The following is a 15,957-nucleotide window of genomic DNA, read 5'->3' as shown; positions in this document are numbered from 1 at the left end:
GGTCGGCGGCGGCGGGCTCATCACATGCGCCAGTGCATGCTATGCCGTATTCGTCAGGGAATACGTCGATGATCGTCAAGTCAGAGCGCAACAAACAGGCCGATGTGGTGCTGGCTTTCTGGGAACTGGCCGGCTCGGCCCGCTGGTTCACGCACAACGATGCGTTTGATGCCAACTTCCGCCAGCATTTCAGCGAGCAGCACTTTGCAGCGGCGCGTGGCGAATATGCGCCCTGGATGGAGCGTGCCGAAGATGCGCTGGCCTTGCTGATCCTGCTCGACCAGTTTCCGCGCAACGCGTTCCGCGGCAGCGCGCATGCCTACGCCACCGATGGCCTGGCGCTGTCCTGCGCCAGGCAGGCAATCGCCAGCGGCTTCGATCAACAGGTGTCCGCGCAGTTGCGGCTGTTTTTCTATCTGCCGTTCGAGCATGCCGAAGATCTGCAGGAGCAGGCGCGCTCGGTGCAGCTGATCAGCGCGCTGGACGATGCAGAAACCACGCGCTGGGCCGTGGAGCATCAGCAGATCATCCAGCGCTTCGGACGCTTCCCGCATCGCAATGCGGTACTGGGGCGCGAAACCACCGCCGAAGAGCAGCAGTTTCTCGATGACGGCGGATTTGCCGGCTGAGGAAGGCGACGATTGTGGCCTGCCGCGACCGCACGCCGCTGTGGCTTTCCCGCGCTGTACATTGCGTATGGGCACGCGGATCGAGCGGGCGATCGACGCGATAGGTTGATGGCGCACATACGCGCGCTGTCGCGCGTTGATCGACATCGTGCGGCGGTTCAATCACACCAATAGCCTCGCAACGGCGATGCGAATGACTTGCGCGGCGGCGAGTTGCGCTCTTCCGGATCCGGTGCGTGCCGCAACGTGGCGCCGATACCGCTGCGGGCATCGGCCATCGCGCGGCAATCGCTCAACAGCCGCCCATCAAGCCTTCCGAACGCCAGTGCGTGCCTTCGCCGAGCAGCAGGTAGAAGCCGTAGCTCTCGTAGCCGCTTTCCGACAGCACGAAGTCGAGCGTGCCGTTGCCGTCGATATCGCCGAACTGCAGCAGGTGCGTACGCAGTGGCAGGTCTTCGCAGTCGTCGCAGCCGCTGGCCGCGCTGCCCTTGCGGAACTGCCAGCGGCTGCCGTCATGCTCGAAGATCGCAAGCACGGCCAGGAGACCGGTCGGGTTGTCCGGGTTGCCGGTCCTGGTCGGGTGATGGGAGGTCAGCACGGCCACGCGTCGCTGCGGCTGCCGGGTGTCGGTCACGATCTGCAGCGCCGCCAGATCCTGCGCACGATCTGCAGGGAATGCCGTCAACGCCTGGGCCAGCGCCGCCGGCGTGACGCTGTTGCGCAGCTGCGCAACAGCGCCGGCCTGGCGCAACAGCTCGGCCTGTTCGGCAGCGGTGGCGTTACGGCTGGCAAAGCGCTTGCCGGGATTGAGATCCACCGTCGATAACAGCGGCGAATCGGACAGCGTGCTGGTGCCCTTCAAGCGCAGTCTTGCCGTGCCGCCGCAGATGCTGTTGTCGTCGACGCTCAGCGACGCAAGCCGCACGGTGCCGCTGGACACGCCCGCATTGAAGACCTGCAGCGGCTGGCTCAGCAGCGACCTGGGCATGCTGGACTCCTTCGCCACGCCGCTGCCCAGCCACACCGGAATGTATTCCAGCGGGTCTTCGCCCGGCTGGCTGTCGTAGGTCTGTACCAGCACGACCGCGCGTGCGGGTTCGGTGGCCCGTGCGGCCAGCGGCACCAGCGCGGCCAGTGCAAGAGAGAGCAGGCGGGTGTGCATTGCAGCGACGTCCTTGTGCATATCGATCCATGAAAAAACGGACGCTCGGTGGAGCGCCCGTTCGGGGTGTGCACTGTAGCAAACACGGCTAAAAACCTGGCCGGCGATTGCAGCGGGCCATCGCCGGATGCGGATTCCCGCCACCGGCTGTGCCGTCTGGCTTGCTCAGTACTTGGCCACGCCGTTGTCCACCTCGTCCGACCAGGCGTCGATGCCGCCGGTGACGTTGTAGACGTTGCTGAAACCCAGGCCGCGGAAGTGCTCGGCCGCCTGCAGGCTGCGCCCGCCGCGGTGGCACAGGAACGCCAGCGGGGTGTCCTTGGGCAACTGCTCGATGGCGGCGCGCTCGTGCGCGTCCAGCGTGCGGAACGGCGCTGCAACGCTGGCCAGGGCACGCTCGTCGGCCGGGCGCACGTCCACCAGGGTCAGCGTACCGGCCTTGATGCGGTCGTCGGCATCGCGCACCGACAGCTCCTGCACCGGCTTGGGCGCATTGGGGTTGTCGATGGCCAGGCCACGGCCGCGGATGTCGTCCACCCAGTCGATGGTGATGCCGTCGGCGCGGCGGGCGCTGGCCAGATCGAACTGCACGCGCAGGCCGTTGGATTCGGCCGCGATGGCGTTCGGGTTGGTCGGCGCCAGCTGGAAGTTCGGCTGGAAGTTGGCATCGATGGCCAGCGTCAGCGAGGCATCCGGCGCATCGGCCAGCGCGCCCTTGAGCATCTCGACCGCGGCCGGGGTGATGGTGATCTTGGGCGGAGTCCGGTCTGGCGCCTGCAGGCCGAGCATGCTGCTCAACTCGCCGCTGTCGGCCATCTGCAGGATGATGTCGCTGCCGCCGATCAGCTCGCCGTCCACATACAGCTGCGGAATGGTCGGCCAGTCGCCGTAGGCCTTGATGCCTTCGCGGATCTCCTGGTCGGCCAGCACGTTGACGTGGGCATAGTCGATGCCCAGACCGTCCAGCACGCCGACCGCCTTGGCCGAAAAACCGCACTGCGGCATGCCGGGCTGGCCTTTCATGAAGAGCACCACACGGCTGGATTGCAGCAGCGTATCGATGCGGGAACGCAGGGCGGGATCGAGGGACATGGCAGCACTTCGGTCAGATCGTGGAGTCCGGGCATTCTACGCCGCATGGCATCATGCGGCATGACCACGCTTCAAACGCTGTATCGCATCCCCTCGCACCCGTACCGCTGGGTGGGCCTGCTGGCCCTGTCGCAGGCGGCGGTGGCGCTGCTGTGGTGGCATCTGGGCTGGGCCTGGGGCGTGCCGGCGTTGCTGGTGTCGCACGCCTTGTTCGTGGTGCCGGTGTTCCTGCCGCGCGCGCGCCTGTACGCGCCGGTGCTGGCGCGCCTGCCGGGCCGCGCCCCGCAGGTATGGCTGACCATCGACGACGGCCCCTCCGACGACACCCCGGCGATGCTGGATCTGCTGGACGCCTACGATGCCAAGGCCACGTTCTTCGTGGTCGGGGCGCGCGCCGAGCAACGGCCTGAACTGGTGCGCGAGATGGTGCGCCGCGGGCATGGCATCGGCAATCACAGCCATACCCATCCGCAGGCCTGGTTCTGGGCGCTGGGCCCGCACCGCATGGCGCAGGAAATCGGCCAGGCACAGCGCGTGCTGGCCACCATCACCGGGCAGGCGCCGCGGCTGTACCGCTCGGTGGTGGGCATGACCAATCCCTTCGTCGCCTCGCCGCTGCGTGCGCACGGGCTGACCCGCGTGGCCTGGAGCGCGCGCGGTTTCGACGGGGTGCGTTGCGAGCCGCAGGCCACCGTGGCCCGCATCGTGCGCGACCTGCGCCCCGGCGCCATCGTGCTGCTGCACGAAGGCGCCGCGCACGGCCACAACCTCACCATCCTGCGCGGCGTGCTGGAAGCGATGCACGCACGCGGCCTGGCCGGGCGGCGTCCGCTCTGAGGTCCTTGCGCACCGCCTAGCCGATGGCGTGGAAGCAGAGCGTGCGTTGCCGGATCCTTCGTCCCTGTCGGCGGGAACGCTCTGGTGCGACGCGTCTTTTTTGTTCGCCGGATTGCCTGGAGCTGGCGCTCCTGAGTCCCGGTATCGATTCGCGCATGTATTGACAGCGATTTAACGCGGATCGAACATGCGCCCCCAGCCAGCAAACGGTGCGCGCCTTCCGGTGGCGCTGCCGACGCCAGCCTCAATAGCCGTCATCGACGGCCATACTCGCTCTTGAGGCTGACCCCATGTCCCATCGCATCGTCCCTGCGCGCGCGCTTGCGCGTGCGGATCTCCGTTCGCCGCAGCTCCCGCTGGCGTACTCCCTGCTGGCGCTGGCTTGCGCATGGCCATTGGCGGCTGCCGCGCAATCGAGCACGCGCGACCCGGTCGATCTGGACCGCCTGCAGATCGAGGCACACCGCGGGGCCGCGACCGAAGGTAGCGACTCCTACACCGCCGATGTCGCGCGCAGTTCGACCAAGCTGGAGCTGTCACTGCGCGAGACGCCGCAGTCGGTGGTGGTGGTGACACGCCAGCAGATCGTCGACCGCAACCTGCAATCGCTGCAGGACGTCACCGACACCGTAGCCGGCTTCAATTCGCCGACCTGGGACACCGAGCGCACCTACATCAACGCCCGCGGCTTCGAAGTGGACTACTACCGCATCGACGGCATTCCCACCGACTACACCGGCGATGTGCAGCAGAACATGGCGATCTACGACCGGGTGGAAATCATCCGCGGCGCCAACGGCCTGACCACCGGCGCGGGCAGCCCGGCCGCGTCGATCGACCTGGTGCGCAAGCATGCCGACAGCGATGTGTTCACCGGTCGGGTCGATCTGTCGGCAGGGCGTTGGGACCGCTATCGCGGCACCGTCGACCTGCAATCGCCGTTGAACGCCGCCGGCAACGTGCGTGGGCGGGTGGTTGCCAGCTACGAGGACAAGCAGTCGTTCCGCGATTACTACAGCAAGCAATCGTCGCTGTTCTACGGCATCGTCGATGCGGATTTCAGCGATGCCACCCGCGGCTACATCGGCGTCAACAAGCAGCGCAACGACGGCCGCGGCACCACCTGGGGCGGGGTGCCGGCGTACTTCAGCGACGGCAGCCGCACCGATTTTGCACGCTCGGATTCGTTTACACCGCGCTGGGCGCGCGGCGTGGCCGACACCACCAATGCGTTTGCCGGCCTGACCCATCGCTTCGACAACGGTGCGCAGCTGCACGTGGAATATTCGCATCAGCGGTTCGAAGCCGATTGGAAGTCGGTGCTGTTCGGCTACTTCGATTACCCGGACCGCCAGACCGGCCTGGGCCTTGCCAACACTTTTGGCGGGCGCTATCCCGCACTCACGGCGCAAAACAGCCTGGATGCCTACCTCAGCGTGCCGCTGACCTGGTGGGGCCGCAACCACGAACTGGTCGCCGGTGCCACCTGGATGAACCGCAACGTGCGCAGCTGGTCCAACGGGCCGCAGCCGCCGCAGGTGCTGACGGCCGAAAGCGTCTACGCCTGGACCGGCAGCATGGCGCAGCCGCAATGGACGCCGCTGGTGAAGGGCGAAGAACGCGACGTGCGCCAGGTGGCCGCCTATGCCGCCGGCCGTGTCAGCCTGACCGACGCGCTCACGGCCATCGTTGGCGCACGCGTCACCGACTGGAAGAACACCGATCAACTGGTGCCGGCCAATACCTACGAGCGTCGCGGCCGCACCACGCCGTACGCCGGCCTGATCCTGGACGTGGACGACCACCATTCGCTCTACGCCAGCTACACCGGCATCTTCAAGCCGCAGAACAATCGCGACCGCAGCGGGCGCTATCTCGCCCCGCTGGAAGGCAACAGCTACGAGGTCGGCGCCAAGGGCGAATACCTCGGTGGCCAGCTCAACGCGGCGCTGGCGTTGTTCCGTATCGAGCAGGACAACCTGGCGGTCAACGACCCCGGACAATTCGTGCCCGGCACCACCAATCAGGCTTTCCTGGCCGCGAAGGGCACGGTCAGCCAAGGGGTGGAATTCCAGCTCGATGGGCAGCTCTCCGAGCAGTGGCGGATCGCGTTCGGCTTTGCCCAGTTCGATGCCAACGATGCCAGCGGTGTCGACGTCAATCCGACCAGCCCGCGGCGCGAGGCTACCCTGTTCACCAGCTGGCAGACCGGCCCATGGCGCGTGGGCGGTGGCCTGAGCTGGCAGTCGGCCATCTACGAATTGATGTCCGGGCCACAGGGTACAACGCAACGGCTGACCCAGGGCAGCGTGGTGTTGGCCAACGCGATGGCACGCTACGACATCAACCAGGCATGGTCGGCGCAGCTCAACGTGCGCAACCTGTTCGACCGCAAGTACTACGCCAACATCGTCTATCAAAGCCAGTTGATCTACGGCGACCCGCGCGATGTGGAGCTAACGCTGTCCTGGAAGTTCTGAGCTTGCTCCAGACGACAGGCTTTGGCGGCAAGGATGCCGCCACTGAGCCTCCACGCACGGATTCACGGCGTGTCTCGCTAGCGGCAAGGGCGCCGCGCACTTGGCAAACCAGGCCTTCGCCTGCATCCAAACGGCGCGGCGACTCGATCACTTGGTTGTCCCGAAGTGATTGGTCATCGCGGATGGATCAGTTGTAGAGCGGCTGCTTTGCGGCTTGGCTGCACGGCCCTTGCCCGCCCACCCTCGCAGGACACGCCGCAAGTACGTCCGTGTAGGCTCTTACGCGGCATCCATGCCGCGTAAGGTCCCGCGACGGTGGGCAGACAAGGACCAGTCGAGAGCGTCGGTATACATGGCAAGAGCAGGAACGGCGGCCGGCGGGTCAGATGCAGCGGTGGTTGCATGGACCTTGTGCGATCTGGCCGACGTGGTCTGATTTCCGAACAACATGTTCCGTCGAAGGCGGGCAGCAAGTTGGTTGGGTTTGCCCCTATCGCTAAATAGCCATGCACCCATGCATGCAAGCAACCAAGCTGCTGCGTTAAGTCACCCCCCATAGGTCATCTCGGTTTTGCGGTTGCATCAGCGCACGACCAACTTTGGAGGCGTGATGTCCTTACCGGTTCCGGGACCCTTGGCGGCATGGATGCCGCCAAGGAGCCTCCATGGATGGATTCACGGCGTGTCCCGGAAGTGGTGAGGGCATCGCGCCCTCGACCCACCGAGCTTTTGATTCAAGCTGCTGATCGCGCCTAAACGACGCCATCGCTCTAAGTCTTGATTGCCTGCTGCGTTGTGTAGTGGGGCTTGTAAGATGCGATAGATCAGCGGTAGAGCGGTATATCTGCTGTTTGGCTGTTTGGCTGCAGGGCCCTTGCCCGCCCACCGTCGCGGGACACGCCGCAAGTACGTCCCTGTAGGCTCTTACGCGGCATCCATGCCGCGTAAGGTCCCGCGACGGTGGGCAGGCAAGGACCCGTCGAGATGGTCGGTGTGTATGGCTTTCGACAAGGCAACCAGCGGATTCTCTGGGGCGTGGCGCACCACCCCTTGAAAACGTGGCCCGGGATCATCCGCATGACGTCAACAGCGGCTGTCAAAACGGCTGCGCGGCCAGTGCCCGGTGCGGCATTTGCTATGCGTCCACCCGGGTTTCTGCGTGCCGTCCACATCCGTCCGGCGACCGCGCGTTACGTTCTGTCAGTCGTTGTAAAGCGAGCCAGGCACGTTGTGCACTGCCTCAGCGCGGCTCGGCCACGATCAACCAGTTGTTGAATGGCGTGTTGCCATACAACGGCGCAAACGTTGCGCGCAGACCGGCGGCATCCAGCTGCGCCTGCAGGCTGTCGCGGGTGGGATAGCTGCGCGGCATGCGCTGCATCCAGCCGCTCAGATGCGCCAGCACGTCGGTCACGCGGCTGGTGCGGCCACGGCTGCTGGCATCGCCCAATGCGCTGCGGATCACCAGCTTCGCGCCCGGCGTCAGCATCTGCGCCACGCTGCGCAGCAGGCTGGCCTGCATGTCAGCCTGCAGATACTGCAGCACGTCAAGAATGGTCACGCTGCCGCGGTGTTGCGGCCAGGCCACGCTCAGATCGACCACGGCAAACTGCGTATTGCCCAATGCCGAGCGCTGCGCGATGTGTTGCGCGCGGCGGATTTTGGACGCGTCCACATCCACCCCGTGATACCCCAATGCCTGGCCATCGGCACGCAATGCGTGCGCGAGCAGGCCCAGCCCGCAGCCCAGATCCAGCACGGGCGCGGTGGTGCTGCGCAACTCGGCCAGCACGCCTGGATACAGCGGGTCGGTGCGCAGCTTGGCCTGGGTGTAGTAATAGTCGTAGCGATTGCCCAGCGGATGCGGCGGCAAAAACGCGCGCGCGATCGCCAGCGCCTGCGCGCGGCTCATGGGTTGGGTGGCGGTGCTGTGCAATGTCGTTCCTTGGCAATGAGGCTTGGTGCGCGGTTGGCTTGGGGCCTGCTAACGCGATTAGGGCTGCCCACGCGTGGCGTGGTCCATCCCGATCGCGTTGGCAGCCGCTATCGCATCGCGCGCCGCTGGCAGTGCCAGTGCGGTCCAGCGCGCATACATGGCGCCGGAGGGATGCAGGCCATCGTCGACCAGCATGTCGGCAGCGTTGCCGCCATCGCGGCTTGTGGCGGTGATGTCGACAAAGCGCACCGAGCGCGCGGCGCAGCGTTCGGCGGCTACGCTGTTGAAGGCATCGATCTGTGCGCCGATCAGTGGCGCATCGCCGCCCTGCGCATGCGCAAACGGAGTCAGCCCCCAATCGGGAATCGACAGCACGAACACGCGTGCCGCAAGGCCGCCGGCGAACCCGATCGCACGCTGCAACAACGCATCGAACTGGCTGCGGTATTCGTCCAGCGAGCGTCCGCGGTATTGATTGTTGACGCCGATCAGCAGGCTCACCAGCTCGAACGGCCCCTGCGGCGCAGCGGCATCGAGACCGGCCTGCAGCTCGTCGGTGGTCCAGCCGGTGGTGGCAATGATCTGCGGCGGCGCCACGTTCCAGCCGTAGGCACGCAAACCGTCGACCAGTTGCACCGGCCAGCGCTGCTCGGGGGCGACGCCTTCGCCGATGGTGTAGGAATCGCCGAGCGCCAGATAGCGCAGCGGCGTGCCGGCCGCCGCCATCACGCCACGCTGCGCGACTTGAGCGGCACGACCTTGGTGACCGCCTCGGCGCGGCGCGCCAGCGCACGGTCGATGCGTGCGAACACATCGCGCATCACCGGCGCTTCCGGCATCAGGGTCACGCGGAAGTGGTGGCGGTAGGGCACGTTGAAGCTGGAACCCGGCACCACCAGCACGCCTTCCTCGTTCATCAGGTCGAGCGCGAATTCATGGTCGTCGAAGTTGCGCGCGGCCGGGCCGACCACCGCCGGGAACGCGTACAGCGCACCGGCCGGCGCCACCAGCGACAGGTGCTCGCTGGCCGCGCAGGCCTCGATCACCGCACGGCGGGTTTCGTACAGACGGCCACCCGGCGCGCACAGCGCCGAGATGGTGTCCGGCCCGTTGACTGCCGCGTCGATGGCGTACTGGCCCGGCACGTTGGCGCACAGGCGCAGCGCGCCGAGCAGGTCCATCGCATTGCGCAGGTCGTTGATGCGCGACTGCTCGCCCGACAGCAGCGCCCAGCCCACCCGCCAGCCGCAGGCGCGGTGCACCTTGCTCAGGCCGCCGAAGGTGATGCACGGATGCGCACCAGCCAGCGGCGCCACCGGCACGAAGGCGGCGTCGTCGTAGAGCACCTGGTCGTAGATCTCATCGACCATCAGCAGCAGGTTGTGCTTGCTGGCGATGGCCACGATGCGCTCCAGCAGTTCGCGCGAATAGCTGGCGCCGCTGGGATTGTTCGGGTTGATCAGCACGATGGCGCGGGTGCGCGAGGACACCAGCGTCTCGATTTCCACCGGGTCCGGCTGGAAGCCGTTTTCCGGGGCGCAGCGGTAATACACCGGCCGGCCATCGTTGAGGATGGTGGCGGCCGACCACAGCGGATAGTCGGGCGAGGGCACCAGCACTTCGTCACCGGGATTGAGCAGCGCACGCAGCGACAGGTCGATCAGCTCGCTGACGCCGTTGCCGACGAAAATGCGGTCCGGATGCGCATCCGGATGCTGGCGCCGCGCATACGCGGTGGCGATCGCCTCGCGCGCTTCCGGCAGGCCTTGCTGATGGGTGTACGGATCGGTGCGGCCCATGTCGTCGGCGATGGCGCGCTGCAGATGCTCCGGCGCACGGAACCCGAACGCGCCCGGATTACCGATATTGAGCTTGATCAGCTTGCGGCCCTGCGCCTCCAGTTCCCGCGCTCGTCGCGCCAGCTCGCCCCGGATTTCGTAGCGGACTTCGGACAGACGCTCGCGGATGGCGAGCGGCTTTTGCGGGGCAGTGGACATGCGACGGGCCGGTTGTAGGCGTGAGGCTTGGCATGGTAGCGGAAATATGACAGGCGGACATGCTTGCATCGGCAACGATGTCAAGGGGCGCTTCAGCCCGGGCGCAAGGCCCGATTGCACAAGCCGCTGCGGCCAGCCAGCTAGAATCGCCCCATGAGCATTGTGTCCCCCGATTACCCCACCCTCCAATCCATTGGCTGGCCCTGGCCTGGCCCTGCCGAGGATCCTGCCTGGCAGGCGCTCTTTGCTGCGCATCCGCAGGCGTTGCCGGCGCGGGTGGTGGAGCAGCACCGCACCGGCTATGTGGTGGCCGATACGCCGGAGGCCGGTCTGAAGGCCGAGTCGCTGCCGGAGTGGCAGCGGCCGCGGTTTCCCAGCCATGAGCGGGCGTCGGTGGGCGATTGGGTGCTGATGGAGGGCAAGCGCATCGTGGCCTTGCTGCCACGGCGCACCTCGATCAAGCGCGGTGCGGCTGGCGAGCATTACCACCAGCAGGTGATCGCGGCCAACATCGATACGGTGTTCATCGTGTGCGGGCTGGATGCGGACTTCAATCCGCGCCGCATCGAACGCTATCTGCTGCTGGTTGGCGGCGGCGGTGCCGAGCCGGTGGTGGTGCTGACCAAGGCCGACCAGACCGAATACGCCGAGGACGCATTGGCGGTGCTGGAGGAACTGGAAGCGCAGAACATCCCGCTGCGCGCGGTCAACGCCAAGGATCCGGACAGCGTGGCGGCGCTGCGGCCGTGGCTGGGCGATGGCCGTACCGCGGTGCTGGTGGGCTCGTCCGGTGCCGGCAAGTCGACGCTGACCAATACCCTGCTCGGGTCGCAGAAGATGAAGACCAATGCGGTGCGCGAGAACGATTCGCGCGGCCGGCATACCACCACCCATCGCGCCTTGATTCCGTTGCCGTCCGGTGCCTGCCTGATCGATACGCCCGGCATGCGCGAACTCAAGCCCACCGGCGAAGAAGATCTGGCCGAGGGCGGCTTCTCCGATGTGGAAGCGTTGGCGGCGCAGTGCCGCTTCAACGATTGTGCGCATATCGCCGAGCCCGGCTGTGCGGTGCGTGCGGCGATCGAGGCCGATACGCTGGATCCGGAGCGGGTGGCCAATTACATGAAGCTGCGCGTGGAAGTGGCCGCAGCGGCCGAAAAGCTCGCCACACGCCTGGCGCAGAACAACCGGGGCAAGGGATCGGGCCGGCGGCCTGCCAGCGTCGACCGCAACGGACGCCGCTGATGCCGTTGCGCAAGGGTCCGCCGGACATCGTCCACCATGCGGCGCTGGATGCGCGCCTAGTCAAGGCCGTGCGCGGCGTGCGCCTGCTCGCGCTGGCCAGCTGGCCGCGCTCGCTGCAGGAGCCGTTCCTGCAGAGCGTGGCGCGTGGGCAGCCGGAGCTGCCGCAGGTGGAGTATCCGCGACTGGATTTCGGCGATACCCGGCGCGAGCTGGCGGCCATTGCCAAGCAGGCCGATCCGCATCACCCGCTGGGCGCCTACCTGATCGACTCGACCCATAGCTGGGGCCTGGCCGCCGGCCTGCTGGAATCGCTGGGCACTCCCGCAGTCAGCGATTACTCGGCGCAGCTGTTCGGCGTGCCCGACGATCCGATGCCGGGCAACGGCCCGAGCACGCGCGAGGCAGCGCGGCACTTCATCCAGATCGCGCAGGAGTTGGACCGCGAACTGCTGGCGCCGGAAGAACATGTGCCGGTCTCGGCAACCGCCCTGCGCATGCAGCTGCAAAACGATCTGGACGCCTTCTTCGAAGGGCGCGTCATCACCGTCACGCTGGATCCTGATCTGCTGGCCAAGGCGGCCGCAGGCGCGCATCGCATCCGCCTGCGCAGCGGCGCCACCTTCAGCGATTACGATCGTGCGCAGCTGTTCCACCACGAGGCGCTGGTGCATTCGCTGACCGCGCTCAACGGGCGCGCGCAGGTGCACCTGCCCAGCCTGGGCATTTCCTCGCCGCGGACCACCGCGACGCAGGAAGGCCTGGCGACGTTTGCCGAGCAGATCACCGGCAGCATCGATATCGAACGCATGAAGCGCATCAGCCTGCGTATCGAGGCGATCGCGATGGCGCGCTCGGGTGCGGACTTCATCGAGGTGTTCCGCTATTTCACCGCAGGCGGGCAGAGCGCGGCGGAAAGCTTTTCCTCGGCGCAGCGCGTATTCCGCGGCGTGCCGACCTCCGGCGGCGGTGCCTTCACCAAGGACACGGTGTACCTGCGCGGGCTGGTGGCGGTGCACACCTTCTTCCGGCATGCGCTGCAACGCGATCAGCTGCAGCTATGCCGTTACCTGTTCGCCGGCAAGATGGCCCTGGGCGATGTGGCGCGCCTTGCGCCCTTGTTCGACAGCGGCGTGCTGGTCGCCCCGCGCTGGTTGCCGCCGTGGGTGAGCCGGGTCAGCGGCCTGGCCGGCATGCTGGCGTTTTCGTTGTTCGCCAATCGCATCCGCATGGATCAGCTGCAGCCACCGGCGATGAACGTCTGACGCCTGCCGAGCAACTTGTACGCAGTCGCCGCGTCAACGCGGTGGCGCGGCGAAGCTGTCGCAGGCGCGAGTCGGGCAACACCGCGCAGCGCCTGACACGTGCCTTGCAGTGCATTGCCTCCACTGCAAGGCGCTGAACGGTAAGCATTGTGCCGACGTGTTCTACACGATGCTGCAACGGACTGCACCGGACACTGTTCGCCTTGCCCGAGATGGGCCATGACACGAGGCGATACGATGAAAATCCTGATGGTGCTCACTTCCCACGACCAACTCGGCGATACCGGCAAGAAGACCGGCTTCTGGCTGGAGGAATTTGCCGCGCCGTATTACGTGTTCAAGGACGCGGGCGCAGACATCACCCTGGTCTCGCCCAAGGGTGGCCAGCCGCCGCTGGACCCCAAGAGCGACGAGCCCGATGCACAGACCGAGGCCACCAAGCGCTTCAAGCAGGACACCGACGCGCAGAAAGCATTGGCCAGCACGCAGCGCCTGGCGGACGTCAAGGCCGATGACTTCGATGCGGTGTTCTATCCGGGTGGCCATGGCCCGTTGTGGGACCTGGCCGAAGACGCGGATTCGATCGCGCTGATCGAGGCATTCGCCGCGGCCAACAAGCCGCACGGCCTGGTGTGCCACGCACCGGGCGCGCTGCGCCGGGTCAAGGGCAGCGATGGCAAGCCGTTGGTCAACGGCCGCCGCGTCACCGGCTTCACCAACAGCGAAGAAGAGGGCGTGGGCCTGACCAAGATCGTGCCGTTCCTGATCGAAGACGTGCTGACCGAACTTGGTGGCCGCTACGAGAAGGGCGCCGACTGGGGCGTGCATGTGGTCACCGATGGCTTGCTGGTCACCGGCCAAAACCCGGCTTCGTCGGAGAAGGCTGCCGAGGCGCTGCTTGAGTTGTCGAAGCGCTGATTCTGCAGTTGTCGTCTGGTGATACCTGGACGGCCACCGGAAGATATCGCGACGTTTGATTTGGAGCGGCCAACAAAACGGAGCAAGTAGTCGTCAGCTAAGGTGCGGACGTCGCGGAGGGACCGGGGTGTACGCTTGGTACATACCTGTGCCGAGCGGTTGCCGCACCTGCCTGACGGTGAGCGCAGTAGTTTCTAGCGTTATTCGTCGTGTTCTTTCAGAGCGCGGCAGCGACCGACAACCGGACGCAAGCCGGTGCTCGTAACCAAACGAGCCGGCCATGGTGACTAGCCCTTGCCTGCCCACCGTCGCGGGACCTTACGCGGCATGGATGCCGCGTAAGAGCCTACACGGACGTACTTGCGGCGTGTCCCGCGATGGTGGGCGGACAAGGGCCCTGCTGCTAGGCCACAGATCTTCCGCACTGCAAGCGCGCGACAGACCTGCACCATCGCGTTCAAGCAATACGCTCCAGCCAACGCACTGCATACGCCGGCAGCACCAGTTGCATGTCATTGCTCAGCGACTCAGCAGCCGTCTCGCCGCCATCTGCCACCACCTTCCATCGGCCGTCTCCGAGCGCGGCAAGCTCCACCGTCAACAGTTGTTCGCTGAAGTTGTGCACGGCCAGGAAGCGATCGCCACGCGTCAATGCAAACAGGCGCGGATTGCCCAGTGCAAGGCTGCCCAGCGCCTGATCGGCGGCCAGTGCGGGCAGCGCGGCACGTTGCCGGATCAATCCACGTAGCCGGCGATACACTGTGCCGCTCAGGCTGGCTGCATCTTCGCGCTGTGCTGCGAGCTGCCAATCTATCGCCGGGCGATGCAACCAGCGGCCTTCGTGCCGACGCTGCGGATCGTCGCGGTAGCTGCCGTCGTTGGGCAGCGCGAGTTCGTCGCCCATGTAGATCAACGGCACGCCCGGCATCGCCAGCGCGATGGCATAGAGCAACACCAGCCGATCCACCGCCATGCGCAACGCCGCCGTATCGCCCGATGCCTGTGCGGCCTGGATCCCGGCCAGCGCCGCGGCCATGCCGTTGGTGCCGTGCACGCCGTCGCCACTGCTCTGGAAGCTCTCGCCGCGCGCGTAACTGCCCGGCACCTCGTTGGCATAGAAGCGCGCGACATCGCGCAGTGCGAATGGCGGCTGCGCGGCGTTGCCGGCGGCTTCGTGTCGCAGCACGTTCCAGCCGATATCGTCGTGGCAGCGCACATAGCTCAGCCAGGCGCAGTTGGCTGGCAAGGGCGGGCTATGCGCGATGACGTTGTGCAGGATGTCGCCGCGTTGCAGCGCCAGCGCCGACCAGCCGGCCGCCATCAGCGTGCTGTGATAGGCCAGGTGGCATTCGTGGCCCTGGTCTGCACCGCTGCCGAAGTAAGGCGGCAATTGCGTCATCGGCACGATGGCTTCGGCCTTCATCACCACCGACGGCGCAACGATGTCGGTGACCGCGCGCAGTGCCACCAGCAAGGTATGCGCCTCGGGTTGATTCATGCAGTCGGTGCCGGTGCGCTTCCACAGATACGCGGTGGAATCCAGACGGAAGGCTTCCACACCCAGATTGGCCAGCTGCAGCATCGCCAGCGCCATCTCGCCGAACACCGCCGGGTTGCTCCAGTTCAGATCCCACTGATAGGGATAGAACGTGGTCCACATCCACTGGCCGGTGGCGTCCACCCAGGTGAAGTTGCCGGGTGCGGTATGCGGGAAGACCTGCCCCAGCGTGGCTTCGTACTGGTCGGGCTGCGTGCGATCGGCGAAGTGATGGTAGTAGTCGAGATAGCGCGCATCGCCGGCCCGCGCCGCCTGCGCCCAGGCGTGATCGTCGGCGGTATGGTTGAGCACGAAATCCGCGCACAGGCTGATGCCTGCCTCGCGCAGGCGTGTGGTCAGTGCGACGAGATCGTCGTTGCTGCCCAGGCTCGGCTCCACCTGGCCATAATCGCTGACCGCAAAGCCACCATCGTTATCGCCGGCGCGTGCGCGCAGGAACGGCAGCAGGTGCAGATAGCGCACACCCAGTTCCTGCAGATACGGCACGCGTTCGGCCACGCCCTGCAGCGTGCCGGCGAAGCGGTCCACGTAGGCGCTGTAGCCCAGCATGTGCTGCTCGCCGAACCAGCCGGGCTGACGCGTTGTGTCGAGCTGTTGCAGTGGCTGTGGCCGCTGTTGCGCGCTGCTGCCAAGCGCGCTCAACCACTGCGTCAGCCACGACGCATAGTCCGGGCGTTGCCCATACAGCGCTTGTAGCGCGTCGAGCAGGCGCGACGCATGCCGGTCGAAGCGCGACATCAGCACGCTGGCACGCTGCGCATCCAGGGGCGCGGCAAACGCCGCGCGCAATGCAGTGAAATCGGTGGGGGAGGTGCTCATTGGCAAGCGCCGGGACGAACCC

Annotated in this window: 12 protein-coding genes and 1 other RNA gene; 6 read left to right on the top strand and 7 right to left on the bottom strand. The window is 66.4% G+C overall.

The window, feature by feature from the left end; translation table 11 throughout:
• Positions 1–68: 68 nt before the first annotated feature.
• Complete coding sequence (locus ACCQ04_RS16670) at positions 69–629, top strand: DUF924 family protein (RefSeq protein ID WP_226427436.1); 561 nt, start codon at positions 69–71, stop codon at positions 627–629.
• A gap of 292 nt (positions 630–921) precedes the next feature.
• On the opposite strand, the gene ACCQ04_RS16665 is transcribed toward ACCQ04_RS16670, so the two are convergent.
• Complete coding sequence (locus ACCQ04_RS16665) at positions 922–1,791, bottom strand: hypothetical protein (protein WP_226427435.1); 870 nt, start codon at positions 1,789–1,791, stop codon at positions 922–924.
• A gap of 165 nt (positions 1,792–1,956) precedes the next feature.
• A complete protein-coding gene (grxD, locus tag ACCQ04_RS16660) occupies positions 1,957–2,883 on the bottom strand; it encodes a Grx4 family monothiol glutaredoxin (RefSeq protein WP_024938949.1) in 927 nt (308 codons plus the stop codon).
• Positions 2,884–2,928: 45 nt separating this feature from the next.
• Here grxD and ACCQ04_RS16655 point away from each other — a divergent pair, with 45 nt between their 5' ends.
• Both ACCQ04_RS16655 and ACCQ04_RS16650 read left to right on the top strand, forming a co-directional pair.
• Positions 2,929–3,720 carry a polysaccharide deacetylase family protein gene (locus ACCQ04_RS16655; protein WP_226427434.1) on the top strand — a complete coding sequence of 264 codons (792 nt, stop codon included), beginning with the start codon at positions 2,929–2,931 and terminating at the stop codon, positions 3,718–3,720.
• 290 nt (positions 3,721–4,010) lie between these two features.
• Positions 4,011–6,200, top strand: a complete 2,190-nt coding sequence (locus ACCQ04_RS16650) for a TonB-dependent siderophore receptor (RefSeq protein ID WP_226427433.1) — start codon at positions 4,011–4,013, stop codon at positions 6,198–6,200.
• Positions 6,201–7,440: 1,240 nt separating this feature from the next.
• On the opposite strand, the gene ACCQ04_RS16645 is transcribed toward ACCQ04_RS16650, so the two are convergent.
• From ACCQ04_RS16645 to ACCQ04_RS16635, 3 genes are all read right to left on the bottom strand, one after another.
• Positions 7,441–8,112, bottom strand: coding sequence for a methyltransferase (locus tag ACCQ04_RS16645; protein WP_154833387.1), 672 nt, complete (start codon positions 8,110–8,112; stop codon positions 7,441–7,443).
• Positions 8,113–8,193: 81 nt separating this feature from the next.
• Positions 8,194–8,862 (bottom strand): SGNH/GDSL hydrolase family protein, encoded by a 669-nt coding sequence (locus ACCQ04_RS16640; RefSeq protein WP_154833385.1) that lies wholly within the window; start codon positions 8,860–8,862, stop codon positions 8,194–8,196.
• On the bottom strand, positions 8,862–10,133 hold the full coding sequence (locus tag ACCQ04_RS16635; RefSeq protein ID WP_024938954.1) for a pyridoxal phosphate-dependent aminotransferase: 1,272 nt from the start codon (positions 10,131–10,133) through the stop codon (positions 8,862–8,864). The genes ACCQ04_RS16640 and ACCQ04_RS16635 overlap by 1 nt, the downstream gene beginning before the upstream one ends.
• Before the next feature lie 153 nt (positions 10,134–10,286).
• Here ACCQ04_RS16635 and rsgA point away from each other — a divergent pair, with 153 nt between their 5' ends.
• The 3 genes from rsgA (at position 10,287) to ACCQ04_RS16620 (ending at position 13,558) form a co-directional block, all read left to right on the top strand.
• Positions 10,287–11,378, top strand: coding sequence for a ribosome small subunit-dependent GTPase A (rsgA, locus tag ACCQ04_RS16630; protein ID WP_024938955.1), 1,092 nt, complete (start codon positions 10,287–10,289; stop codon positions 11,376–11,378).
• Entirely contained in the window at positions 11,378–12,640 is a 1,263-nt protein-coding gene (locus ACCQ04_RS16625; RefSeq protein ID WP_226427432.1) for a flavohemoglobin expression-modulating QEGLA motif protein, read from the top strand. Before rsgA ends, ACCQ04_RS16625 begins: the two co-directional genes overlap by 1 nt.
• Before the next feature lie 237 nt (positions 12,641–12,877).
• Positions 12,878–13,558 carry a type 1 glutamine amidotransferase domain-containing protein gene (locus ACCQ04_RS16620; protein WP_226427431.1) on the top strand — a complete coding sequence of 227 codons (681 nt, stop codon included), beginning with the start codon at positions 12,878–12,880 and terminating at the stop codon, positions 13,556–13,558.
• Positions 13,559–13,625: 67 nt separating this feature from the next.
• Here the strand turns inward: ACCQ04_RS16620 and ACCQ04_RS16615 are convergent.
• Both ACCQ04_RS16615 and ACCQ04_RS16610 read right to left on the bottom strand, forming a co-directional pair.
• A non-coding RNA gene (locus ACCQ04_RS16615) (sX9 sRNA) lies at positions 13,626–13,702 on the bottom strand.
• A 313-nt stretch (positions 13,703–14,015) separates the two neighbouring features.
• Complete coding sequence (locus ACCQ04_RS16610; RefSeq protein WP_226427430.1) at positions 14,016–15,935, bottom strand: alpha-amylase family protein; 1,920 nt, start codon at positions 15,933–15,935, stop codon at positions 14,016–14,018.
• Positions 15,936–15,957 lie beyond the last annotated feature (22 nt).

The sequence above is a fragment of the Xanthomonas sp. NCPPB 2866 genome, from assembly GCF_041475745.2.
GTDB classification, from domain to species: domain Bacteria; phylum Pseudomonadota; class Gammaproteobacteria; order Xanthomonadales; family Xanthomonadaceae; genus Xanthomonas; species Xanthomonas arboricola.
The sequence above is the reverse complement of the archived record's forward strand: the minus strand, read 5'-3'. Positions and strand labels throughout refer to the sequence as shown.

Coding starts and splice junctions, on each gene's coding strand:
- ACCQ04_RS16610 (WP_226427430.1), bottom strand. CDS start 15,935: ATGAGCACCTCCCCCACCGATTTCACTGCATTGCGCGCGGCGTTTGCC.
- ACCQ04_RS16625 (WP_226427432.1), top strand. CDS start 11,378: ATGCCGTTGCGCAAGGGTCCGCCGGACATCGTCCACCATGCGGCGCTG.
- ACCQ04_RS16650 (WP_226427433.1), top strand. CDS start 4,011: ATGTCCCATCGCATCGTCCCTGCGCGCGCGCTTGCGCGTGCGGATCTC.
- ACCQ04_RS16620 (WP_226427431.1), top strand. CDS start 12,878: ATGAAAATCCTGATGGTGCTCACTTCCCACGACCAACTCGGCGATACC.
- rsgA (WP_024938955.1), top strand. CDS start 10,287: ATGAGCATTGTGTCCCCCGATTACCCCACCCTCCAATCCATTGGCTGG.
- ACCQ04_RS16655 (WP_226427434.1), top strand. CDS start 2,929: ATGGCATCATGCGGCATGACCACGCTTCAAACGCTGTATCGCATCCCC.
- ACCQ04_RS16645 (WP_154833387.1), bottom strand. CDS start 8,112: ATGAGCCGCGCGCAGGCGCTGGCGATCGCGCGCGCGTTTTTGCCGCCG.
- ACCQ04_RS16665 (WP_226427435.1), bottom strand. CDS start 1,791: ATGCACACCCGCCTGCTCTCTCTTGCACTGGCCGCGCTGGTGCCGCTG.
- grxD (WP_024938949.1), bottom strand. CDS start 2,883: ATGTCCCTCGATCCCGCCCTGCGTTCCCGCATCGATACGCTGCTGCAA.
- ACCQ04_RS16670 (WP_226427436.1), top strand. CDS start 69: ATGATCGTCAAGTCAGAGCGCAACAAACAGGCCGATGTGGTGCTGGCT.
- ACCQ04_RS16640 (WP_154833385.1), bottom strand. CDS start 8,862: ATGGCGGCGGCCGGCACGCCGCTGCGCTATCTGGCGCTCGGCGATTCC.
- ACCQ04_RS16635 (WP_024938954.1), bottom strand. CDS start 10,133: ATGTCCACTGCCCCGCAAAAGCCGCTCGCCATCCGCGAGCGTCTGTCC.